This is a genomic window from Neoroseomonas lacus (assembly GCF_014644535.1).
Taxonomy (GTDB): domain Bacteria; phylum Pseudomonadota; class Alphaproteobacteria; order Acetobacterales; family Acetobacteraceae; genus Neoroseomonas; species Neoroseomonas lacus.
Map to the genome: position 1 here is coordinate 47,772 of NZ_BMKW01000013.1, position 20,021 is coordinate 67,792.

The following is a 20,021-nucleotide window of genomic DNA, read 5'->3' on the forward strand; positions in this document are numbered from 1 at the left end:
CAAAGGCCCGAGGCCTTTGGAATCCGTTACTTGGTGCCCAGCATGACAGCCAGGACCGCCGCCCAGTCTCGCACCCCGCCCAAAGCGGCTTTCGTTCCCGCACACAAGCCCCCACGCCTAACGCCCCGTATCGGTGTCCAGAGGCCCTTAGGCCTTTGGTGGGGGAGGTCCGGAGGGGGCAAAGCCCTCTCCGGTTCAACCCAACAACAGCACGGTCCTCGAGCATAGGGGGCGGCGCCCCTTCGAGCCGCGCCAGCCGGCCATGATCACCCGCCCCGTTGCCACCATCGGCGCCGCCGTCTTCGTCATCGGCGCCGCCACCACCCTGCCCATGCCGCTCTTCACCACCTATGCCGCGCGCAGCGGTGGCGGCGCGGGTGGCCTCGCGCTCGCCTTCATCGCCTATGCGACGACGCTGATCATCACCGCCCCGCTGCTCGGCGGCCTGTCCGACCGCATCGGCCGCAAGCCCTGCCTGCTCGCCGCGATGGCGCTGGCGTTCCTGGCCACCACGGCGCTGACCATCGCCCCGGGCCTACCGGCGCTGGCCGTCGCGCGCACCTGCCAGGGCCTGGCGATCGGCCTGGTCGCCGGCGGCGCCACCGCCTGGGCGGCGGAACTCGCGGGCGGGCCGGATGCCGGTCGTGTCGCGGCGCGGGTGACGGCCTTCGCCACAGCGGGCTCCTTCGCCGCCGGCGGGCTCGCCACGCTCACCGCGCTGTGGCTGCTGGGGGAGAGCGAACCGCCGGTCACCTTCTGGATCCACCTCGCCGCCATCGCACTGCTGGTCCCGCTGGTCGCGCGCCTGCCGGACCGCGCGCCGGCCGCGCGCGTCGCCTGGTTGCGCGTGCCCGCCTTCCCGCGCGGCACCGTGACCACCAGCTTCGGCATGTTCGCCGCCTGGAGCGTGACGGGGGTGACGCTCAGCTCGGTGCCGGCGGCGCTGGCGGCATCCGGGCATCCCCGGCTGGGGCCGCTCGCCATCTGCTTCATGATCCTGGTCGGCACGCTCATGCAGCAGGCGGTGGGCAAGTTGCCGGCGCGGCGCGCCTCGCTGATCGGCCTGCCGGTGCTCGTGGCGGGGGCGGGGCTGGTGATCTTCGGCACGCTGCACGCGGCGCTGCTGCCGCTGCTGGTGGGCGGGGCGCTGGTCGGCAGCGCGGCCTATGGCTTCCTGTTCGTCGGCGCGCTGGCCTCGGCGTCCGAGGCTGCCTCGGGCGAGGACCGCGCCCGCGCCGCCGCCGGTGTCTTCCTGGTAGCCCATACCGGCTTCTGCGTGCCGCCGCTGTTGACCGGCCTGGCCGTCGACGCCCTGGGCGCGCCGACCGCGCTGGCCGGCTTCTGGGTAGCGATGGTCGTGCTCAGCGTGTTGCTGGCGGCGCTGCTGTTGCGCCGCGCGCGATAGCGCGGGCAGCATGGCGCCATGCAGCGCGTTGTCGTCTTCGATATCGAGACCATCCCCGATTTGACCGCCGGCCGCGCCATGCTTGGCGAGGAGGCCGACGGGCTGGATGATGCCGCGCTGCGCACGCGCCTCGGCGCCCGATACGCACGCGAGGGGCAGGACCCCGCGACCACCTTCCTGAAGCCGCCGCTGCACGCCATCGCCTGCCTCGCGCTGCTGGTCGCCGACCGCGAGGACATGGAAGGCCCGTGGCGTACCCGCCGCCTGGCCGCGCGCCATCTCGGCGACACCAGCGAGCCCGAGATCCTCGCGCTGTTCGAGCGCACCCTGGCGCAGCGTCCGGCGCCGATGCTGGCCGGCTTCAACACCTCCGGCTTCGACCTGCCGGTGCTGCGCTACCGCGCCATCGCGACCGGGGTGGCGATGCCCTCCCTGCACGGCGGCAATGGGCGGGACTACGGCTATCGCTACGGCAAGGACCATATCGACCTGGCCGATCGTCTCTCGGGCTTCCGCGCCTCCCCCATGCCATCGCTGACCGAGGCCTGCGCGCTGCTCGGCCTGACCGCCAAGGCCGGCATGCATGGGTCGGAGGTGGAACCGGCCATGGCCGCCGGGCGCGGCGCCGAAGTTGCCGAATATTGCGAGACGGATGTCGCGGCGACCTGGCTGCTGCTGCTGCGCTTCTGGCAGGCGACGGGCGCGCTGCCGCCGGACCAGGCGCGCGCCTCCTTCACCGATTTCGCGACCTATCTCGAGGAACACCGGGCGGAGGCGCATCTAGCCGACCATGCGGAGGCGGCGGAACGGCTCGCCGTCGGGTGAGGCGCACGGAGAGAGTCGCCGCCCCTCTCCTCACCTTGGCGGCGGTGCCGCCAAGCCCGCCAAAGGCCTCTGGACACCTTGAGTTGGCGCCGGGTCCAGCGGGCGTATCAAGAAGGAAGAGGCCGTCCCGGGCACAAGACCCGGCAATACGCCTGGTACCGGGCAAGGCGCGCGCTCTAACCCCGAGAAGCCCCACCCCTGCCCAACGCCAGGTGTTAGGTTTCCAAAGGCCTTAAGCCTTTGGTGGGGTGAGGTCCGGAGAGGGGGCAAAGCCCCTCTCCGGTTCCAACCTTCGCACCTATGGAGCAACGCCCCTCCAACCTTCACTTCCCTACCGCTCGCACCGGATGAACACCGTCGAGGGATGCACCTCCTCGCCGATCTCCGCCGCGTTGCGTTCCGCCCCCGTGCTTTCGCGCATCACCGGCGTCACGCCGTGCTGGCGGAGGAAGGCGACCGCCTCGGTCCCCTTCACCGCGAAGTTCACGTTCTGCGGGATGTCGCCGGTGCGTTGCGCGACGCGCGCCGCGTTTAGTTTCGACACGATTACCCCGGCCACATTGCCCTGCCGGTCGAGCAGCGGCCCGCCGGAATTGCCCTGCTGCACCGGCGCGCTGATCTGGAATTGCCGCTGGTTGTCGGCCAGGCCGGCCAGCGCGCTCACCTCCCCGGTGGTCAGCGTCGGCCCGGAAGACAACAACCCGGCCAACGGGAATCCATAGGTCACCACGCTTTCCCCCCGCCGCACGGGGTTGGCGCGGAAGGCAAGCACCGGCCCGGGATTGCCCGCCACCCGCAGCAGCGCCAGGTCGCGCCGCGGGTCCGCCAGCGGCGCCTGCGTCACCGGCAGGGTGCGATTGTCGGCGGTGCGGACGAAAATGCGCGAGCAGGCCTCGATGACGTGGTGATTGGTCATCACCCGGTCGACCGCGACGACGAAACCGGTGCCGGAGGAAGCGCTGGCCCGCGCGTTGGGCCGCGCGCCCGGCGGCGTGGCGGGGCCGGTCGGCGCCGGGGTCGGGGCGCCTTCGGGGGCGGGCTTGCCCTCGGGCACCGCGCCCGGCGCACCGCGCGGCGCGAGCGCGACCGGCGGCAGCGTCATCATCACGGTGCGCTCGGCGCATATATCGGCGTTGCGGCGCACCACCTCCTGCCCATCCTGCAGCACCATGCGCAGGTCGAACCGGCAGCCGGTCCCCTCGGCGGGGCGCAGCGAGAATTGCGCGCCAGGGCCGAGAGGCCCGCGGTTGAGCAGGTTGCCCCCCCACCCCTCGCGACCGCTGCGCACCGCATTCAGCGAGGTGGCGACCAGGGGCGTGCGGTTGATGATGCGGAAGGGCTCGCTCTGCGCCTGCGCGCGCGGCGCGGCCATGGCGAGCATCGCGGCCGCGAGAAGCGGCAGAAGGCGGAACGATTTCATCGGGTCCTAGATGACGGCGATGGGTGGGTCCGCGTCAATCGCGGCTTCTGCCCGGCACGAAATCGGGTTGCCGCCGGTCGGTCTCATGGACGCGGCGGCGCGTCGATGGCGCCGAGAACGACGGTACGGTCCTTGCAGATATCGGCGTCGCGGCGAACCGCCTCCTGCCCATCCTGCAACTGTAACCGAAGGTCGAAGCGGCAACCGGCGCTTCCCGGCGGGTGCATCGACAGCGTGGCGCCGGGTTGCAATGGCCCCCGCGTCAATTGGTTCGGGCCCCAGCCTTCATGGCCACTGGGTACCACATGCAGGGCGATCGCCGGCAGCCTGGCGCCATTGACCACGCGGAAGGGGTCCTGTTGCGCCAGGGCCGGCGTGGCCAGGGCAACCAGGGTGAGTAGGCAACATCCGGGACGTATCATCAGGCCAGCCATGTCGTGCCGCCTCGCGAGGGATTCAATCGGCCACGGCTTGACCTTCCCATTGTGGTAATGCCCACCTTCCCTGGCGTGAGGTGAAACCATGCCTGAAGCGCCACTGTCCCGGTCGTCCATCTTCCTGCCCGTCGAGGGCATGACCTGCGCCGCCTGTGCTGGGCGGGTACGGCGCGCCCTGCTCGCCGTGCCCGGCGTCGTCGAGGCGGAGGTGAACCCCGCCTCCGGCCAGGCAGAGGTGAATGGCACGGCCGACCGCGCGGCGCTGAGTGCCGCCGTCGCCAAGGCCGGCTACCAGGTGCCGGAGACGGTGTTCGACCTGTCGATCGGCGGCATGACCTGCGCCTCCTGCGCCGGGCGGGTGGAGCGCGCGCTGGCGGCCGTGCCGGGGGTGCTCGAAGCTTCGGTAAACCTGGCTACCGAACGCGCGCATCTGCGCGTGGTGGCGGGGACCGAGGAGGCCGCGCTGGGTGCCGCAGTGGCGCGCGCCGGCTACCGGCTGCTCGGTTCCGAGGAAGCCACGGCCGCCGACCCCGGCGCGACGCGCGAGGCACGCGACCTGCTGATCGCCGCCGTGCTCACAGCGCCTTTCCTGCTGGGCATGGTCGGCATGGCCTTCGGGCGGGACTGGATGCCGGGCGCCTGGTGGCAGCTCGCCCTGGCGACGCCGGTGACATTCGGCCTCGGCGCGCGGTTCTGGCGGGCCGGCTGGTCGGCGCTGCGGGCGCGCAGCGGCAACATGGACCAGCTGGTGGCGCTGGGCACCGGGGCGGCCTGGGCGCTGTCGGCCTACCTGCTGCTGCGCCACGGACCGGCCCATGCGCATGTGTTGTATTTCGAGGCCGCTGCGGTGGTCGTCTTCTTCATCCTGCTCGGCAAATGGCTGGAAGCCCGGGCGCGGCGCGCGACCGGGGCGGCGATCCGCGCGTTGTTGAACCTCGCCCCCCGCATGGCACGACGGATCGAGGATGGGCAGGAGGTCGAGGTCCCCGCCGCCGCGCTGGCCGTCGGCGACCAGGTGGTCGTCCGGCCGGGCGAGCGAATCCCCGCCGATGGCGAGGTGCGCGAGGGCCGCGCCGGCGTCGATGAAAGCGCGCTGACCGGCGAGAGCCGCCCGGTCGAGAAGGAGCCCGGCGCCTCTGTCGCGACCGGCACGGTAGCGCTGGACGGGCGCTTGGTCGTCGAGGTCCGCGCCGTGGGGGGCGAGACCGTGCTCGCCCGTGTCGCGGCGATGGTCGCCGCCGCCCAGGCCTCCCGCGCGCCGGTGCAGAAGCTGGTGGACCGTGTGAGCGCGATCTTCGTGCCGGTGGTGCTCGGCATCGCGGCGCTGACGCTGCTGGGCTGGCTGCTGGCGGGCGCGGGGGTCGAAACGGCGGTGATCACGGCGGTCTCGGTGCTGGTGATCGCCTGCCCCTGTGCGCTGGGGCTAGCGACCCCGGCGGCGATCATGGCGGGCACCGGGGCGGCGGCGCGCGCCGGCATCCTGCTGCGCGACGTCGAGGCGATCGAACGTGCACGCGAGATCACGCTGGTCGCCTTCGACAAGACCGGCACGCTGACGGAGGGCAAGCCGCGCCTCGCCGCGCTGTATGCCGCGCCGGGGGTGGCGGAGGCGGATGCGCTGCGTCTTGCCGCCGCCCTGCAGGCCGGCAGCGAGCATCCGCTGGCCCGCGCCGTGTTGGCGGCAAGCGGCCCGGTCACCGCCGCCGCCGAATTCCGCGCCCTGCCAGGCCGGGGCGTCGAAGGCGTGGTGGAGGGGCGGCACGTCGCTCTGGGCAGCCCGCGCCTGCTGGCCGAACGTGGGGCTGAGGCCGGCGCGCTGGCCGAGACGGCGACGGCCGAGGCCGCGCAGGGGCGCAGCTTGGCCTGGCTGATCCAGGGCGGACGCGCGCTGGCGCTGCTGACCTTCGAGGATGCGGAGAAGCCCGGCGCGGCCGCCGCCATCGCCGGGCTGCGGGCGATGGGCGTACGCGCGGCGATGCTGTCGGGCGACATACCCGAAGCCGCCGAGGCGGTGGCGCGGCGGCTGGGTCTCGATGAGGTCGCGGCCAGCGTGCTGCCGGAGGGCAAAGCGACGCGGGTCGAGGCCTGGCAGAAGGAAGGCCAGCTTGTCGCCATGATCGGCGATGGCGTGAATGACGCGCCGGCGCTGGCGCAGGCCGACCTCGGCATCGCCATGGGCACCGGGACGGATGTGGCAATCGCCGCCGCCGGCATCACGCTGCTGCGCGGCGACCCGGCGCTGGTGCCGGCCGCGCTCGATGTTGCCCGGCGCACGCGGGCCAAGATCCGGCAGAACCTGATCTGGGCCTTTGGCTACAATCTGATCGGGCTGCCGCTGGCGGCCTTCGGGATGCTGTCGCCGGTGGTGGCGGGAGCGGCGATGGCGGCGTCCTCGGTCAGCGTGCTGACCAGCGCGCTGCTGCTGGCGCGGTGGCGGCCCGCGGAGGATGCGTCGTGAATATCGGGCAGGCTTCCGCCCGCTCGGGCGTGTCGGCGAAGATGGTGCGGCATTATGAGGCGATCGGCCTGCTCGCCGCCGCGCGCAGCAACAATGGCTACCGCGTCTATGGCGACCGCGACATCGCCGTGCTGCGCTTCATCCGCCATGCCCGGGACCTCGGCTTCCCGCTCGAGGATGTGCGCAGGCTGCTGGCGCTGTGGCGAGACCGTGGCCGCGCCAGCGCGGAAGTGAAGCAGCTTGCGTTGGCGCATGTCGCCGCGCTGGAGACCAAGGCAGACTCGCTGCGCAGCATGGCGGCCAGCCTGCGGCACCTCGCCGATCATTGCCACGGCGATGACCGGCCCGATTGCCCGATACTCGAAGACCTCGCACGGAAGGAATTAGGACGATGACGACAACACCAGAAGGCCCGATCATCACCCTGAACGTCACGGGCATGACCTGCGGCCATTGCGTGAAGGCGGTGACCGCCGCGATCCAGGCGAAGGACCCGACAGCGAAGGTCGTGGTGGATCTCGCCGACGGCACGGTGAAGGCCGAGACGATCCTGCCGCGCCACATCGTCTCGATGGCGGTGGAAGAGGAAGGCTACGGTGTGAAGGCCTGACTGGACCAAGGCGCGGGCCGCGAGCGCACAGCGCAACCGCGTGCGGCCACCCGTTGTCTCCGCTGCGCCATTCCCGTGCGCAGTCGAGCCGCACGGATGCGCCGCGCTCTGGGGTTTGAGGGCAGCACGAAGTCTCCTGCAGTTGAGGGCAATGACGGTCTCTCCAGCTCCGTTGATCTGAATCAATCCCGGCATCGGCCGCCGCTGCGATCATCATTGCCATGCGGGACGCTCCAGGATGTTGGCGATGCGCGCGACCACCGGCGTGAGGCTGACCGGCCCATTGCTGGCCGCGGCGAGCCCCGAGACGCGCGCGGCATTGCTGGCGCATGCCTCGGTGCTGACCGTGCCGCGCGGCACCACGATCCTGGCGCAGGATACGCCGGCCGACCGCCTGTTGGTGCTGCTGCAGGGCTCGGTCGGGTTGAGCAATGCCGAGGATGGCGGCACCGCGACGATGGTCGAGATCATCGCCGCCGGTGATGCGCTGTCGATCGCCCCGGTGCTGCTGCAGGTGCCGCATGCGGTGTCCGCCGTCGCGCTCGCGCCATGCCGGCTGCTCGCCCTGTCGGCCGAGGAATTCCGCGCCGCCGCCGCCCTCGATGCCGGGCTGATGCGTGCGGCGATGGAACAGATGGCGCGGCAGTGGCGGCTGATGATGGACCAGGTGGTGGACCTCAAGACGCGTGACGCCACGCAGCGCGCCGCGCGTTTCCTGCTGCACCGGCTGCCGGCGCAGCGCGGCGCGGTCGATATCCCGGAACCGCGCGGCGCCATCGCGGCACGGTTGGGCATGACGCCCGAAAGCCTGTCGCGCGCGCTGCATGGGCTGGAGGCGGCGGGGCTGCTGCGGCTGCAGGGGCGGCGCGTCGACGTGACGGACCGCGCGGCGCTGCTGCGCGTCAGCCTGCCGCGGGCGGGGGCTTCGCAAGGCGCGCGGCGCGTGTAGCCTGCCCCGGACAACACCCGGGGGAAACACCATGGCGCGCGTACCGGACATGACCGTCGATACGCTGAAGGAAGCGGATCGGGACCTGTTGAAGCGCAACATCGCGCTGCATCGCGCGCTGACCAACAGCCCGAATGCGGCGCGCGCCTTCTCGGGGCTCGGGCAGTTCATCCGCTTCAAATCGGTGCTCGATTCGCGGCTGCGCGAGATGGCGATCCTGCAGGTGGGGTGGCTCGCGCGCTCGGCCTATGAATGGTCGCATCACGTGAAGATCGGCATGGAGTTCGGCGTCACCGACGACGACATCCGCGCCCTGATCGCCGAAAGCGCCGGCCTGGACACTGCGCTGGAGCCGGTGGCGAAGCTGGTGTTGCTGGCGGCGCGCGAGGCCTATGCCGGGCCGGGTGTGAGCGAGCCGACCTTCGAGGCGCTGCGGGCGCATTTCGACCATGAGCGCCTGGTCGACCTGGTGATGGTGATCGCCTTCTACTGCGCCGTGGTGCGGGTGCTGGCCTCGCTCGATATCCGTGTGGAGCCGGAATACCAGCCCTATCTGGACAAGTACCCGCTGCCGGCCTGAGCGGCGGCTGTTACTTTAGGGTTTTAGGATTTTAGGATTTTAAGTCGCCGCGGCGTCGTCTGGGTGCGCGGCGTAGTGCGGCCGCCGGCGATAAGAACATATCGGGAACGACGACTGAAATCCAGCACGAACCCCTTTTGGCCTGACAACCGTCGCTGCTGCCGCCGTGCTCATGGCTTGCGCGCGCCCCGGCCGCCACCGGTAGGCCTCACCGGCACGGCCCGGCATGGTCGAGCGAACCGCGAAAGGTCGGCTGAGACGCGCGGCGCCGATGCGGCCGAGCCCCGCCCGGCCCTACGCGAACAGATCCGCCGGGCTGTCCCGCCGCAGCGCCGAGCCGAGTTCCGCCCCAAGCCGCACCGCATCCTTGGCCGAGGCTTCCTCGGACCGTTTCAGCAGGAAGGACCCGTCCGTCCGGGCGACGAGGCCGGTCAGCCGCAGCCGCCCATCCGGCAGCAACCGCGCATGCCCGCCGATCGGCGTCCGGCACGACCCGTCCAGCGCCGCCAGCAGGGCGCGTTCGGCGGCGGAGACGGCGCGCGCCTCGGGATCCTCGATGGCCGCGAGAAGTTCGTGCAGCTCGGTATTGTCGGCGCGGACGGTGACACCGACGATGCCCTGGCCGGCGGCCGGCACCATCAGCTCGGGGTCGAGGGCGACGCTGCCGGCCGGTTCAAGGCCGAGGCGGCGCAGGCCGGCCAAGGCGAGCAGGGTCGCCGCCGCTTCGCCTTCGGCCAGCTTGCGCATGCGCGTCGCGACATTGCCGCGGAACATCACCAGCCGCAGGTCCGGGCGCAGATGCAGCAGTTGCGACTGGCGGCGGACCGAGGAGGTGCCGATCACCGCGCCGGGCGGCAGGGCGGCGAGCGGGTCGGCCGGGTCGCAGGCCGGCAGGGCCGGGCCGGGCAGCAGGCAGTCGCGCGCATCCTCCCGCTTCAGGGTGCAGGCGAGGACGATGCCGGGGGGCATCTCGGTTTCGAGGTCCTTGAGCGAATGCACCGCGAAATCGACGCGGCCATCAAGCAGGGCCTCGTGGATTTCCTTGGCGAAGAGGCCCTTGCCGCCGATATCGGCCAGCTTGCGGTCCTGGATCTGGTCGCCCGAGGTGCTGATCGCGTGTTCCTCGAAGGCCTTGGCGTCACGCAGCACCGGGCAGAAATGGGTGACGCGGTCAAGGAAATCCCGCGTCTGCCACAAGGCGAGCGGCGAGGCGCGGGTGCCGACGCGCAGCGGCAGGGGCTGCCGGTGCTTGGACACGGCGACGGGATGGGCAAGGGCCATGGGTGTGTCATTAGGCGTTTTCGACGCCGCCGGAAACGGCAAGGCCGGCCCGCCGTGACGGATTCCGCAGTCGGTGACGGGGTGGCCGATGCCCGGCGAGTGACAGCGGCGGCGGTGACGGCCCCGGCGGTGCGCCCCGCGGCGGAACCCGTTCGCTCCGCGTCACGGTCCCTGCCCTAGCTTATTGTTTTTGCGGGCATCTTCAGCCGATCAGGTGATTTCACCCGGCCGGGATCTGCTCTAAGAACCCCGCCCATGAATGCGGACCATGGCATCACGACGCCTGCCCCCCTCGGTGGCCCCGTGCTGGGGCTGGAGAGCAGCTGCGACGAGACCGCCGCCGCGGTGCTCGCCCCCGACGGCACCATCCTGGCCGAGGCGGTGCTGAGCCAGGAGAAAGAGCATGCCATCTTCGGCGGGGTGGTGCCGGAGATCGCCGCGCGGGCGCATCTGGCCGCCATGCCGGGGTTGGCGGCGGCGGTGCTGGAGCGGGCGGGGCTGGGCTATGGCGACCTCGGCGCGGTGGCGGCGACCTCCGGCCCCGGGCTGATCGGCGGGCTGATCGTCGGCGCTTCCTTCGGCAAGGGGGTGGCGATCGCGCGGGGGCTGCCCTTCGTGGCGGTGAACCAGCTTGAGGCGCATGCGCTGACGGCACGGTTGCCGGGGCTGTTGCCGGAAGGGGCGCCAGCATTCCCGTACCTGCTGCTGCTGGTCTCGGGCGGGCATTGCCAATGCGTGGCGGTGGAGGGGTTGGGGCGGTATCGCCGGCTCGGCACCACGCTGGACGACGCGGTGGGCGAGGCCTTCGACAAGGCGGCCAAGCTGATGGGGCTGCCCTGGCCCGGCGGGCCGCATCTGGAACGGCTCGCGGTGGGCGGCAATGCGAAGGCGGTGCCGTTGCCGCGGCCGCTGTATGGCCGGCCGGGGTGCGATTTCTCGTTCAGCGGCTTGAAGACGGCCGTGGCGCGGGCGCTGACGCAGGGTGCGCGGCATGCTGATGTGGCGGCGTCGTTCCAGGCCTCGGTGGCGGCGGTGCTGGCGGACCGGGCGCAGCATGCGCTGCTGATGGTGCCGGACGCCACGGCGGTGGTGGTCGCCGGCGGCGTGGCGGCGAATGGCGCGGTACGGGCGGCGCTGGCCGGCGCGGCGGCGAGCGTGGGGGTGCCGATGCTGGCGCCGCCGCTGCGGCTGTGCACCGACAATGCGGTGATGGTGGCCTGGGCGGGGATCGAGCGGCTGCGCGCGGGGCTGACGGATCCGATGGACCATAATCCGCGGCCGCGCTGGCCGTTGGCTGAGTTGCGCGGAGAGCGGCTCTGCCCCTCTCCGGACCTCACCCCGCCACGGGTACCCATTGACGTTGCGTAGCAACGCCAATGGGAGCCCATCGGCCTAAGGGCCTTTGGACACCTCAACGTGGTACCAGGCGCGGAGGGCGGTCGGCTGGGCATGATGCCCGGAACGATGCCGGGTCCTGGGCGCGACGCGCCTTCCACCACCAGGAAACCATCCCTCTGCCCAACGCTAAAAGGAGGTTTCCAAAGGCCCTTAGGCCTTTGGTGGGGGAGGCCCGGAGGGGGCAAAGCCCTCTCCGGTCCCGCCCTCAGCGCGGAGGAAACCCGCCGCCTTCACTTCCCCTGGAAGTTCGGCGCCCGCTTGTTCAGGAACGCATCCACGCCTTCCTGGAAGTCGGCGCTGGTGAAGCACATCGTCACCAGGTCGTCGCCCTCGACCTCGCTGGTCGCGTGGCGCAGGCGGCGCAGCGCGATCTTGGTCGCCTTCAGCGTCAGCGGTGCGAGGGTGGACATCGTCGTCGCCAGTTCCATCGCGCGGGCGGCGACGGCGTCGGGCGTGTCCAGCACTTCCGAGACCAGGCCGATATGCTTCGCCTCGGCGGAGGAGAACAGCCGCGAGGTCATGATCATCTCGGCGATCGCCGCCGGGCCGACCAGCGCGTAGAAGCGCGCGAAGTTGTTCATGTTGAGGATGTTGCCGAGCGTCTTCGCGATCGGCAGGCCGAAGCGCGCGGCGGTATCGCAGATGCGGATGTCGCAGCAGCCGGCGATGCCGAGGCCGCCGCCGGTGCAGGCGCCGGGGATCGCCGCGATGATCGGCTTGTTGCAATTCTCGAGCGCGCCGAGGACCTTGTCGATCCGCGCCTCGTAGCCGAGCGCGTCCTCGGCGGTCTTGAACTCGCGGAACTGGGAGATGTCGGTGCCCGAGGCGAAGGCCTTGCCCCCGGCGCCGGTCAGCACCCAGACGCGGATGGCGGGATCGTCGCTGATCTCGGCGGCCAGCTCCTGGAGGCGCTGGTACATCGGGAACAGCATGGCGTTGCGCGCCTGCGGCCGATTGAAGGTGGTCCAGGCGATGCCGCCCTCGCGGACCTCGTGCAGAATGTCGTCGCTCATGGTGTTCCGTCCCCGGTGGGTTTCCCCCAAGGCGTAGCGTGCCGGGCCGGGGCGTCAAGCCGGTGTCTTGCCGAGCCGGCCCGCCGGTGCGAACACAACGGCGCCAGGAGGACCTTGCCCATGATGCCGTTGTCCCGTTTCACCGTGCTTGACCTGACCCGCGTGCGGTCCGGCCCGACCTGCGTGCGCCAGCTTGCCGATTGGGGGGCGAACGTCATCAAGATCGAGGCGACGGACGAGGTCGATACCGGCAAGGGGTTGGGCGGCGAGCGCGACGGGCCGGATTTCCAGCACGTCCATCGCAACAAGCGGGCGATGACGCTGAACCTGAAATCACCGGAGGGCCTCGCGGTCTTCAAGCGGATGGTGGCGAAGGCCGATGTCGTGGTGGAGAATTTCCGCCCCGATGTGAAGACGCGCCTCGGCATCGATTTCGACGCGCTGGCGGCGATCAATCCGCGCATCGTGCTGGGCTCGATTTCCGGCTTCGGGCAGGACGGGCCTTATGCGAAGCGGCCGGGCTTCGACCAGATCGCGCAGGGGATGGGTGGGCTGATGTCGGTCACCGGCCTGCCGGGGCAGGGCCCCGTGCGCGCCGGCATTCCGGTCGCCGACCTGACGGCGGGGCTGTATTGCGCGCTCGGCATCATGGTGGCGTTGCTGGAGCGCGAGGTCACGGGCAAGGGACGCTGGGTGCATGTGTCGCTGCTCGAAGCGATGATCGCGATGATGGATTTCCAGGCGACGCGCTGGACCATGAAGCACGAGGTGCCGAAGCAGGCTGGCAACGACCACCCGACCACCATCCCAACCGGGTTGTTCAAGACGTCCGATGGCGTGATGAACATCGCCGGCGGCGGGCAGGTGATGTGGGAACGCATCGTCAAGGTGCTCGGCATCGCGGAAGAGGCGAAGGACCCGGACATCGCCACCGACGCCCTGCGCAGCAAGAACCGCGCGAAGGTGAATGCGCTGCTGGAGAAGGTGACGCTGACCGACACCTCCGCCAACTGGGTCGCGAAGTTCAACAAGGAAGGCGTGCCCTGCGGGCCGATCTATTCGATGGACCAGGTCTTCGCCGATGAGCAGGTGAAGCACCTCGGCATCGAGATGACGCTGCAGCATGCGCGGCTCGGCGCGTTGAACGTGGTGCGCGCACCGATGCAGATCGGCGGCGTGGAGTGCGCAAAGAACCCGACGCCGGAACGCGGCGAGCATACCGACGCGGTGCTGGCGGAATTCGGGTTCAGCGCGGAGGAGATCGCGGCGTTGAAGGTGGCGAAGGCAGTGTGAGGGCCGAAACGGCGAGGGGCTCTGCCCCTCTCCGGACCTCACTCCGCCAAAGGCCTAAGGGCCTCTGGACACGGATATCTGGTGCCAAGATCCGCGACGGCGCGCGCTCGCGGAGGCAGCAAGTGATGACTGCCCCATGCCAGAACATGGCATGCCAAATGACACGTCATTTGGCGGGGTGAGACTTGGAGAGGGGAAGCGCCCCTCTCCATCCGCCATCATTCGCACGCGCCAACCTCGACCCGCCCCAGCACCGGCTGCGCGTCGCCGGGCCCGCGATATTCGTAGATGAAGGTCACCCCCTGCCCGATCGAGCGCCGCATCGCCTCGCTGCCGCAGACGATCCGCCGCAGCCGGAGGCCTTGCTGCTCGATGTCGAGCGGTGCGTCCCGCGTGACGCGATAGACGTAGATCATGCGCCGCCCTTCGGCGCGGGCTTCGAGGATCTCGGTCGCTTCGTCGATGCGGCGCGGGAAGGGGCGCAGCGCATCCACCGCCTCGCTGAGTTCGGCCTCGATGCGGCGGTCATTGTCGCGGCCGCGCCACAGCACGACCAGCACGGCCAACGCGACGACGGCCGCGGCGGCGAGTATCCCGATGATCAGACGACGCGGCACAGGCATGGCGGCACCCGGAATGAATCCTGCTGGTTGCTAGGCCGGGCGGCGTTTGCGCACAAGGCCATGCGCGGCTAGGAATCCTGCCCCGAACGACCCGAGGAAGCCGTCCATGCGCATCGCCTCCATCCGCCAGGGCGTGATGCCCATCAGCAGCGCCATCGCCAACGCCTATATCGACTTTTCCAAGATGACGGCGAGCGTCGTCGCCGTCACGGTCGAGGATGGCGCGGGCAAGCGCGCCACCGGCTATGGTTTCAATTCCAATGGTCGCTATGCGCAGCCGGGGTTGCTCGCCGAACGCTTCGTGCCGCGGCTGGAAGCCTGCACGGAGGCGATGCTCACCGCCGCCGATGGCAGCCTGAACGTCGCCGGCGCCTGGGCGGCGATGATGAAGAACGAGAAGCCGGGCGGCCATGGCGACCGCTCCGTCGCGGTCGGCGTGCTCGACATGGCGCTGTGGGATGCGGCGGCGAAGCTGGAAGGCGAGCCGCTGTGGCGCCTGCTCGCCGACCGCCATCGCGGCGGCGAGGCCGATGACGCGGCCTGGGTTTATGCGGCGGGTGGTTATTACTACCCGGGCAAGGGCGTGGACGCGCTGGTCGAGGAGATGAAGCGCTACCTCGGCCTCGGCTACACCACGGTGAAGATGAAGATCGGCGGCGCGCCGGGCACACCGATCAAGGACGCGCTGCGTGAGGATGTCGCGCGCATCGAGGCGGTGGTGAAGCTGCTCGATGGCGACGGGTCGCGCCTCGCCGTCGATGTGAATGGCCGCTTCGGGCTGCATGCGGCGCTGGCCTATGGCGCGGCGCTGGAGCCATACAAGCTGCGCTGGTACGAGGAACCGCTCGACCCGCTGGACTACGCGACACATGCGACGCTCGCCGAGCATTACGCGCCGCCGCTGGCGACCGGCGAGAACCTGTTCTCCATGCTCGATGCGCGCAACCTGATCCGCCATGGCGGGCTGCGCTCGGACCGCGACATCCTGCAATTCGACCCGGCGCTGTCCTACGGGCTGGTGGAGTATTTCCGCACGCTCGAGATGCTGGTGCAGCACGGCTGGTCACCGCGGCGCTGCGTGCCGCATGGCGGGCATCAGTTCGCGTTGAACATCGCCGTCGGGCTGGGCCTCGGCGGCAACGAATCCTACCCGGAGGTCTTCGCGCCCTTCGGCGGCTTCGCCACCGACACGCCGGTGGTCGATGGCCGCATCCGCATGCCCGACGTGCCGGGTATCGGCTTCGAGGCGAAGAACGATCTCTGGGCGGTGTTGAAGGATCTGTGACGGCCACGGCGCGCGACCTCGCCGAGGCGGTCGCCGCGCGCCATCGCGGCCGCGTCACCCAGGGCTTCGTGCGCGGCAAGCTGCGCGCGGACCCGGTGCTGCCAGCGCTGCTCGCGCTACCGCCGCTCGGTAACGTGCTCGACCTCGGCTGCGGGCGTGGCGTGCTCGCGGTCGCGTTGCTGCTGGCGGGGCGGGCGGCGAGCATCACCGGCTTTGACCTCGACGCCGCCAAGATCGCGCGCGCCGCGGCGGCGGCCGAGGGCCTGCCGGCACGCTTCGCCGTCGCCGATCTCGCCACGGCGCCGATCCCACCCGCCGACACGGTCCTGCTGATCGACCTGCTGTACCAGATGCCGCCGGCCGAGCAGCGCGACCTTCTCGCGCGCATCCTCGCCACCGCGCCGACACGCGTCATCATCCGCACGGCCGACCCCGATCGTGGCTGGCGCAGCACGATCGGCGTCGTCGCCGAACATCTGCGCCGCTGGCTTGGCGCCGACCTCGGTCGAGCCGGCAGGGTCGCGCCGATGCCGCTGCGCGAGCTCGCCGCCATCGTCGAAGGCGCCGGCTACCGCGCGGCCGTCACGCCCTGCTGGGCTGGCACGCCGCTGCCGAATGTGCTCATGCTCGCGCAACAATCATGACCCGCATCATTGCCCCCTTGTTGTTCTGCGCCCTCGCCGCCCTGCCGGCGCGCGCGCAGCAATTGCCGGTCTTCGAGGTCGGCGTCGCCGGCGGTGGCGGCACGGTGCCGGCCTATCCGGCTTCCAGCCAGAACCAGACGCGCGGGCTGGTCGTTCCCTACATGATCTATCGCGGCAACGTGCTGCGCTCCGATGATTCAGGCCTGCGCGCGCGGGCCAGCCTGGCCGACGACATCGAATTGTCGGTCAGCGCCTCGGGCGGCTTCCACGCCGCCTCCTCGGATGTGACGGTGCGGCAGGGCATGCCGGACCTCGACTGGCTGGGCGAGATCGGGCCCAATCTGCGCTTCACGGTATGGCGCGGGGAGAATGAAGCATCGCCGGCGCGGCTGGTGGTCGACACGCCAGTGCGCGCGGTGTTCTCGACCGACTGGTCGTCGATCTCCTTCCGCGGCTTCACCTTCGCGCCCGACATCGCCTATGAGCGACTGAATGTCCTGGCGCCCTATGCGCGGTTGCGCGTCTCGGCCGGGGTGCTGTTCGGGACCAACCAGTACAGCGACTATTTCTACGGCGTGGACCCCGAATACGCGACGCCGTGGCGCCCAGACTACCACGCGCAGGCCGGCTATGTCGGCGCGCGGCTGACGGTCTCCTACCGGCTGCCCATCACCGAGCGGCTGTCGGTCGTCGCCGGCGGCCGGGTCGAGAATTTCTCCGGTGCCACCAATGCCGACAGCCCGCTGTACCGCAGCCAATGGAACGGGTCCCTGGTGGTGGGGTTCGCCTTCTCGCTGTGGCGGTCGGAAGCGCGAGTCGACGTGTCGAGCCAGCCCTTCGACTGACGCCTGCGGGCGAACGGCCTGGCGCGCAGGGCCGATGCGTCAGGCCGCGCCCAGGGCGTGGCTGGGGGAAATGGCGATGTGCCCGTCAGGCGCCGCATGGACATGCGCATGCACGCCATAGGCCCGGGCGATGGTGGCTTCGGTCAGCACGCCATCCGGCCGGCCCTCGGCCAGAAGCCGGCCCTCGCACAGCAGCGCGACGCGGTCGGCGAAGCGCGCCGCGGCGTTGAGGTCGTGGATGGCGATGATGGTCACCAGGCCGCGCCCGCGCGTCAGTTCCCGCACCAAAGCGAGCAGCGACAGCGTGTGGCGGATGTCGAGCGCGCTGGTCGGTTCGTCCAGCAGCAGCACGCGCGGTTCGGCGGCGAGCAGTTGCGCGAGGAACACCAGTTGCCGCTGCCCGCCGCTGAGTTCGCCGAGCAGGCGCCCGGCGAGGGTGGCGATGCCAAGCTGGCGCAGCACCTCGGCGGCGCGCGCCAACTCGGCGCCGGGCACGCGCCAGCCCAGCGCGCGGCGACGGCCGAGCAACACCGTCTCCAGCACCGTCAGCGCGGCGCGCGCGCCGGTGTCCTGCGGCATGAAGCCGATCGCCTCGCGTGTTGCGCCCTCCAGCACGACGACGCCGCCGGCATGGCGTTGCAGCCCGGCGATGGCGCGCAGCAGGGTGGATTTGCCCGAGCCATTCGGCCCGATCAGCGCCACGACCTCGCCGCCGCGCGCATCGAACTTCACGCCTTCGAGGGCGACCCGCTTGCCATAGTGGACGGTCAGGTCCCGCAACGAGAGCCGCATCACGACAGTACCCGCCGCGTGCTGAGCACGAGCCAGGCGAAGAACGGCACGCCCACCAGCGCGGTGACGATGCCGATCGGGATGAGCGCGCCGGGCATGATGGTCTTGCTCGCCACCGAGGCGGCCGAGAGCAGCAGCGCCCCGGCCAGCGCCGAGCCCGGCAGCAGCCAGCGCTGGTCCTCGCCGAGCAGCATGCGGGCGAGATGTGGCGCGACCAGCCCGACGAAACCGATGGTGCCGACGAAGGCGACCGCTGCGCCGGTGGCCAGCGCCACGAACACCAGCGCGCGCAGCCGCAGCCCGAGCAGCCCGATGCCGAGGGCGGCCGCGCGATCCTCGCCGAGCCGCAGCGCGGTGAGCGACCAGGCGTCGCGCATGATCATCGGCGCCATCGCCAACAGGATGCCGGCCACCACGGCGAGCTTGGTCCAGGTCGCGCGCTGCAGGCTGCCGAACAGCCAGAACACCACCTGTTGCAGCGCCTCGGGCGAGGCGATGAATTGCAGTGCCGCGAGCATCGCCTGGAACAGGAACATCAACGCGATGCCGGCCAGCACCAGCGTCTCCGCCGTCGCACCGCGCGGCCCGCCGAGCAGCCAGACGCAGGAACAGGCGAGTGCCGCGAAGAGGAAGGCCGAGACCGGCACGGCGAAGGCCTCGGGCACCGGCAGCGCGGCGCCGAGCACGATCACCAGCGCCGCCCCGAACCCCGCGCCCGCCGAGATGCCGACGGTGTAGGAGGAGGCCAGCGGATTGTTCAGCACCGTCTGCATCACCGCGCCTGTGGCGCCGAGCGCGGCGCCGACGGCCACCGCCATCAGCGCCACCGGCAGGCGGATGGACCAGACGATGGCGTCCACCATCGGGTCCTCCGCCAGGCGCATGACCGCGCTCGCGACAACGGAAGGCGCGAGCATCGCCGGCCCCGTCGCGGTATCGAGCGTGACGCAGACCAGCAGGACGGCTAGGCCAGTGGCGATCGCAGCGCCTCGCCGTGCCGAGAGGCGATGCCAGATCGCTTCCGGCGAGGTCGCGTCTATGTCCGCCACGGCAGCATCCAGGTGCCGGAGAAGGGTACCGGCAGGAAGCGCGCGTGGTAGTCGGCCAGCACCGCCACCGGGTCGTCATCGGCGAAGGCGCCGGGGTGGAAGCGGCGGGCCATATAGAGCGCCGCCGTATCGTCGAACAGGGTGCGGCACAGGCCGTGTTCCATCGCGTGCAGTTCGCCGGCTCGGATGGCGCTGAGCCCGGCCCAGCCCGGGCGTTGCGCGTACGGGCCGAGGCTGGCGCGCGTCACTTCCGGCGGCACGTCGTAGCCGGTGCGCACGGCGTTCGGCCGGCCGGTCCAGGACGAGGCGCCGATGAAGACGAATTGCGGGTCGGAGGCGAGCACCGCCTCGGCCGGGATCGGCCCGTAATTGCCGGGGATGCGGCCGGCGGCGATGTTCTGTGCGCCGAGCATCTCGAAGATGCGCCCCCACATGGTCACCGGCGGATAGCTGTTGCCGATCACCGCGGCGCCGCCCTGGCCGAGTTCGATGTAGGCGCGCGGCTTCGGCCCGCCGGCCTGCGCCGAGCGGTTGAGGATGTCCTCGATGTTGCGCTGGTAGCGTTGCGCGAGTTGTTCGGCGCGATCCGTCTCGCCCATGGCGGCGCCGATCGCCCGCGTCGAGGACAGATGCCGTTCCAGCGTCTGCGCGTTGTAGTCGAAGACGAGGATGGGAATGCCGGCGGCGGCGATCTGGTTGCGCGCCGTCTCGGCCGCCGCCCAGGTCCAGGCCGGCATCATCACCAGGTCGGGGCGCAGGCCGATCACCTTCTCGGCGGCGAAGGTGCCTTCGTCGGTGTTGCCGACATCGGGCAGCGTCGCCAGTGCCGGGATCAACGCGCGATAGCGGGAGAAGATAGCCGGGCGCCAGCCCTCCCACACCACGCGGTTCATGCCGACCACGCGCTGCCAGCCATTGAGGCCGGCGATGGCGGTGAACTCCTCGTAGTTGAAGCAGGTCACCACGCGTTCCGGGCGCTGCTTGACCACCACCTCGCGCCCCAGCGCATCGGTGATGGTGCGGGTCTGGGCGAGCGCCGGGGCGGCCGGCAGCAGCGCCGCGGCGGCGAGCAGCGCCCGCCGGCCGAGGATGGGTCGGGTCACAACGGCGCCGC

20 protein-coding genes are annotated in these 20,021 nt (G+C 71.0%); 12 read left to right on the forward strand and 8 right to left on the reverse strand.

Annotated elements, in window-relative coordinates:
* Window positions 1-262 precede the first annotated feature (262 nt).
* Entirely contained in the window at window positions 263-1,405 is a 1,143-nt protein-coding gene (locus IEY36_RS23450) for an MFS transporter (protein WP_188971452.1), read from the forward strand.
* 18 nt (window positions 1,406-1,423) lie between these two features.
* Entirely contained in the window at window positions 1,424-2,230 is an 807-nt protein-coding gene (locus IEY36_RS23455) for a 3'-5' exonuclease (protein WP_188971454.1), read from the forward strand.
* Window positions 2,231-2,561: 331 nt separating this feature from the next.
* On the opposite strand, the gene IEY36_RS23460 is transcribed toward IEY36_RS23455, so the two are convergent.
* Window positions 2,562-3,650, reverse strand: coding sequence for a S1C family serine protease (locus tag IEY36_RS23460; protein ID WP_188971456.1), 1,089 nt, complete (start codon window positions 3,648-3,650; stop codon window positions 2,562-2,564).
* An 83-nt stretch (window positions 3,651-3,733) separates the two neighbouring features.
* Entirely contained in the window at window positions 3,734-4,084 is a 351-nt protein-coding gene (locus IEY36_RS23465; RefSeq protein WP_188971458.1) for a hypothetical protein, read from the reverse strand.
* Window positions 4,085-4,172: 88 nt separating this feature from the next.
* Between IEY36_RS23465 and IEY36_RS23470 the strand changes: the two genes are divergently transcribed.
* The 5 genes from IEY36_RS23470 (at window position 4,173) to IEY36_RS23490 (ending at window position 8,684) form a co-directional block, all read left to right on the forward strand.
* Window positions 4,173-6,545: a heavy metal translocating P-type ATPase gene (locus IEY36_RS23470; RefSeq protein WP_194491548.1), complete on the forward strand. Its 2,373-nt coding sequence runs from the start codon at window positions 4,173-4,175 to the stop codon at window positions 6,543-6,545.
* Window positions 6,542-6,940 (forward strand): Cu(I)-responsive transcriptional regulator, encoded by a 399-nt coding sequence (gene cueR, locus IEY36_RS23475; RefSeq protein WP_188971460.1) that lies wholly within the window; start codon window positions 6,542-6,544, stop codon window positions 6,938-6,940. The genes IEY36_RS23470 and cueR overlap by 4 nt, the downstream gene beginning before the upstream one ends.
* Window positions 6,937-7,155, forward strand: coding sequence for a cation transporter (locus tag IEY36_RS23480; RefSeq protein WP_229681529.1), 219 nt, complete (start codon window positions 6,937-6,939; stop codon window positions 7,153-7,155). The genes cueR and IEY36_RS23480 overlap by 4 nt, the downstream gene beginning before the upstream one ends.
* A gap of 247 nt (window positions 7,156-7,402) precedes the next feature.
* The gene (locus tag IEY36_RS23485; protein WP_188971462.1) at window positions 7,403-8,104 is read left to right on the forward strand and encodes a Crp/Fnr family transcriptional regulator; all 702 of its coding nucleotides are present in this window, start codon (window positions 7,403-7,405) and stop codon (window positions 8,102-8,104) included.
* A 31-nt stretch (window positions 8,105-8,135) separates the two neighbouring features.
* On the forward strand, window positions 8,136-8,684 hold the full coding sequence (locus tag IEY36_RS23490; protein ID WP_188971464.1) for a carboxymuconolactone decarboxylase family protein: 549 nt from the start codon (window positions 8,136-8,138) through the stop codon (window positions 8,682-8,684).
* Window positions 8,685-8,978: 294 nt separating this feature from the next.
* Here the strand turns inward: IEY36_RS23490 and hemC are convergent, their stop codons facing one another.
* Window positions 8,979-9,965, reverse strand: a complete 987-nt coding sequence (hemC, locus tag IEY36_RS23495) for a hydroxymethylbilane synthase (RefSeq protein WP_188971465.1) — start codon at window positions 9,963-9,965, stop codon at window positions 8,979-8,981.
* Window positions 9,966-10,220: 255 nt separating this feature from the next.
* Between hemC and tsaD the strand changes: the two genes are divergently transcribed.
* Window positions 10,221-11,333 (forward strand): tRNA (adenosine(37)-N6)-threonylcarbamoyltransferase complex transferase subunit TsaD, encoded by a 1,113-nt coding sequence (tsaD, locus tag IEY36_RS23500; RefSeq protein ID WP_188971467.1) that lies wholly within the window; start codon window positions 10,221-10,223, stop codon window positions 11,331-11,333.
* 260 nt (window positions 11,334-11,593) lie between these two features.
* Here the strand turns inward: tsaD and IEY36_RS23505 are convergent, their stop codons facing one another.
* The gene (locus IEY36_RS23505) at window positions 11,594-12,376 is read right to left on the reverse strand and encodes an enoyl-CoA hydratase/isomerase family protein (RefSeq protein WP_188971469.1); all 783 of its coding nucleotides are present in this window, start codon (window positions 12,374-12,376) and stop codon (window positions 11,594-11,596) included.
* Between the two features lie 120 nt (window positions 12,377-12,496).
* On the opposite strand from IEY36_RS23505, the gene IEY36_RS23510 reads away from it, so the two are divergent.
* Complete coding sequence (locus tag IEY36_RS23510) at window positions 12,497-13,669, forward strand: CaiB/BaiF CoA transferase family protein (RefSeq protein WP_188971471.1); 1,173 nt, start codon at window positions 12,497-12,499, stop codon at window positions 13,667-13,669.
* A 218-nt stretch (window positions 13,670-13,887) separates the two neighbouring features.
* Here IEY36_RS23510 and IEY36_RS23515 read toward each other — a convergent pair whose 3' ends face one another.
* Window positions 13,888-14,292, reverse strand: a complete 405-nt coding sequence (locus IEY36_RS23515) for a hypothetical protein (RefSeq protein WP_188971473.1) — start codon at window positions 14,290-14,292, stop codon at window positions 13,888-13,890.
* Between the two features lie 106 nt (window positions 14,293-14,398).
* Here IEY36_RS23515 and IEY36_RS23520 point away from each other — a divergent pair, with 106 nt between their 5' ends.
* The 3 genes from IEY36_RS23520 to IEY36_RS23530 are packed head-to-tail and all read left to right on the forward strand — an operon-like array spanning window position 14,399 to window position 17,066.
* Entirely contained in the window at window positions 14,399-15,577 is a 1,179-nt protein-coding gene (locus IEY36_RS23520; protein ID WP_188971475.1) for an enolase C-terminal domain-like protein, read from the forward strand.
* Window positions 15,574-16,221, forward strand: coding sequence for a class I SAM-dependent methyltransferase (locus IEY36_RS23525; RefSeq protein ID WP_188971477.1), 648 nt, complete (start codon window positions 15,574-15,576; stop codon window positions 16,219-16,221). The genes IEY36_RS23520 and IEY36_RS23525 overlap by 4 nt, the downstream gene beginning before the upstream one ends.
* Window positions 16,218-17,066, forward strand: coding sequence for a MipA/OmpV family protein (locus IEY36_RS23530; RefSeq protein WP_188971479.1), 849 nt, complete (start codon window positions 16,218-16,220; stop codon window positions 17,064-17,066). Before IEY36_RS23525 ends, IEY36_RS23530 begins: the two co-directional genes overlap by 4 nt.
* A 39-nt stretch (window positions 17,067-17,105) precedes the next feature.
* On the opposite strand, the gene IEY36_RS23535 is transcribed toward IEY36_RS23530, so the two are convergent.
* From IEY36_RS23535 to IEY36_RS23545, 3 genes are read right to left on the reverse strand one after another with little or no spacing between them, the layout of a single operon-like run.
* Window positions 17,106-17,858, reverse strand: a complete 753-nt coding sequence (locus IEY36_RS23535) for an ABC transporter ATP-binding protein (RefSeq protein ID WP_188971481.1) — start codon at window positions 17,856-17,858, stop codon at window positions 17,106-17,108.
* Window positions 17,858-18,907: a FecCD family ABC transporter permease gene (locus IEY36_RS23540; protein ID WP_229681530.1), complete on the reverse strand. Its 1,050-nt coding sequence runs from the start codon at window positions 18,905-18,907 to the stop codon at window positions 17,858-17,860. The genes IEY36_RS23535 and IEY36_RS23540 overlap by 1 nt, the downstream gene beginning before the upstream one ends.
* Window positions 18,895-20,010, reverse strand: coding sequence for an ABC transporter substrate-binding protein (locus IEY36_RS23545; protein WP_188971483.1), 1,116 nt, complete (start codon window positions 20,008-20,010; stop codon window positions 18,895-18,897). Before IEY36_RS23545 ends, IEY36_RS23540 begins: the two co-directional genes overlap by 13 nt.
* Between the last annotated feature and the right edge of the window lie 11 nt (window positions 20,011-20,021).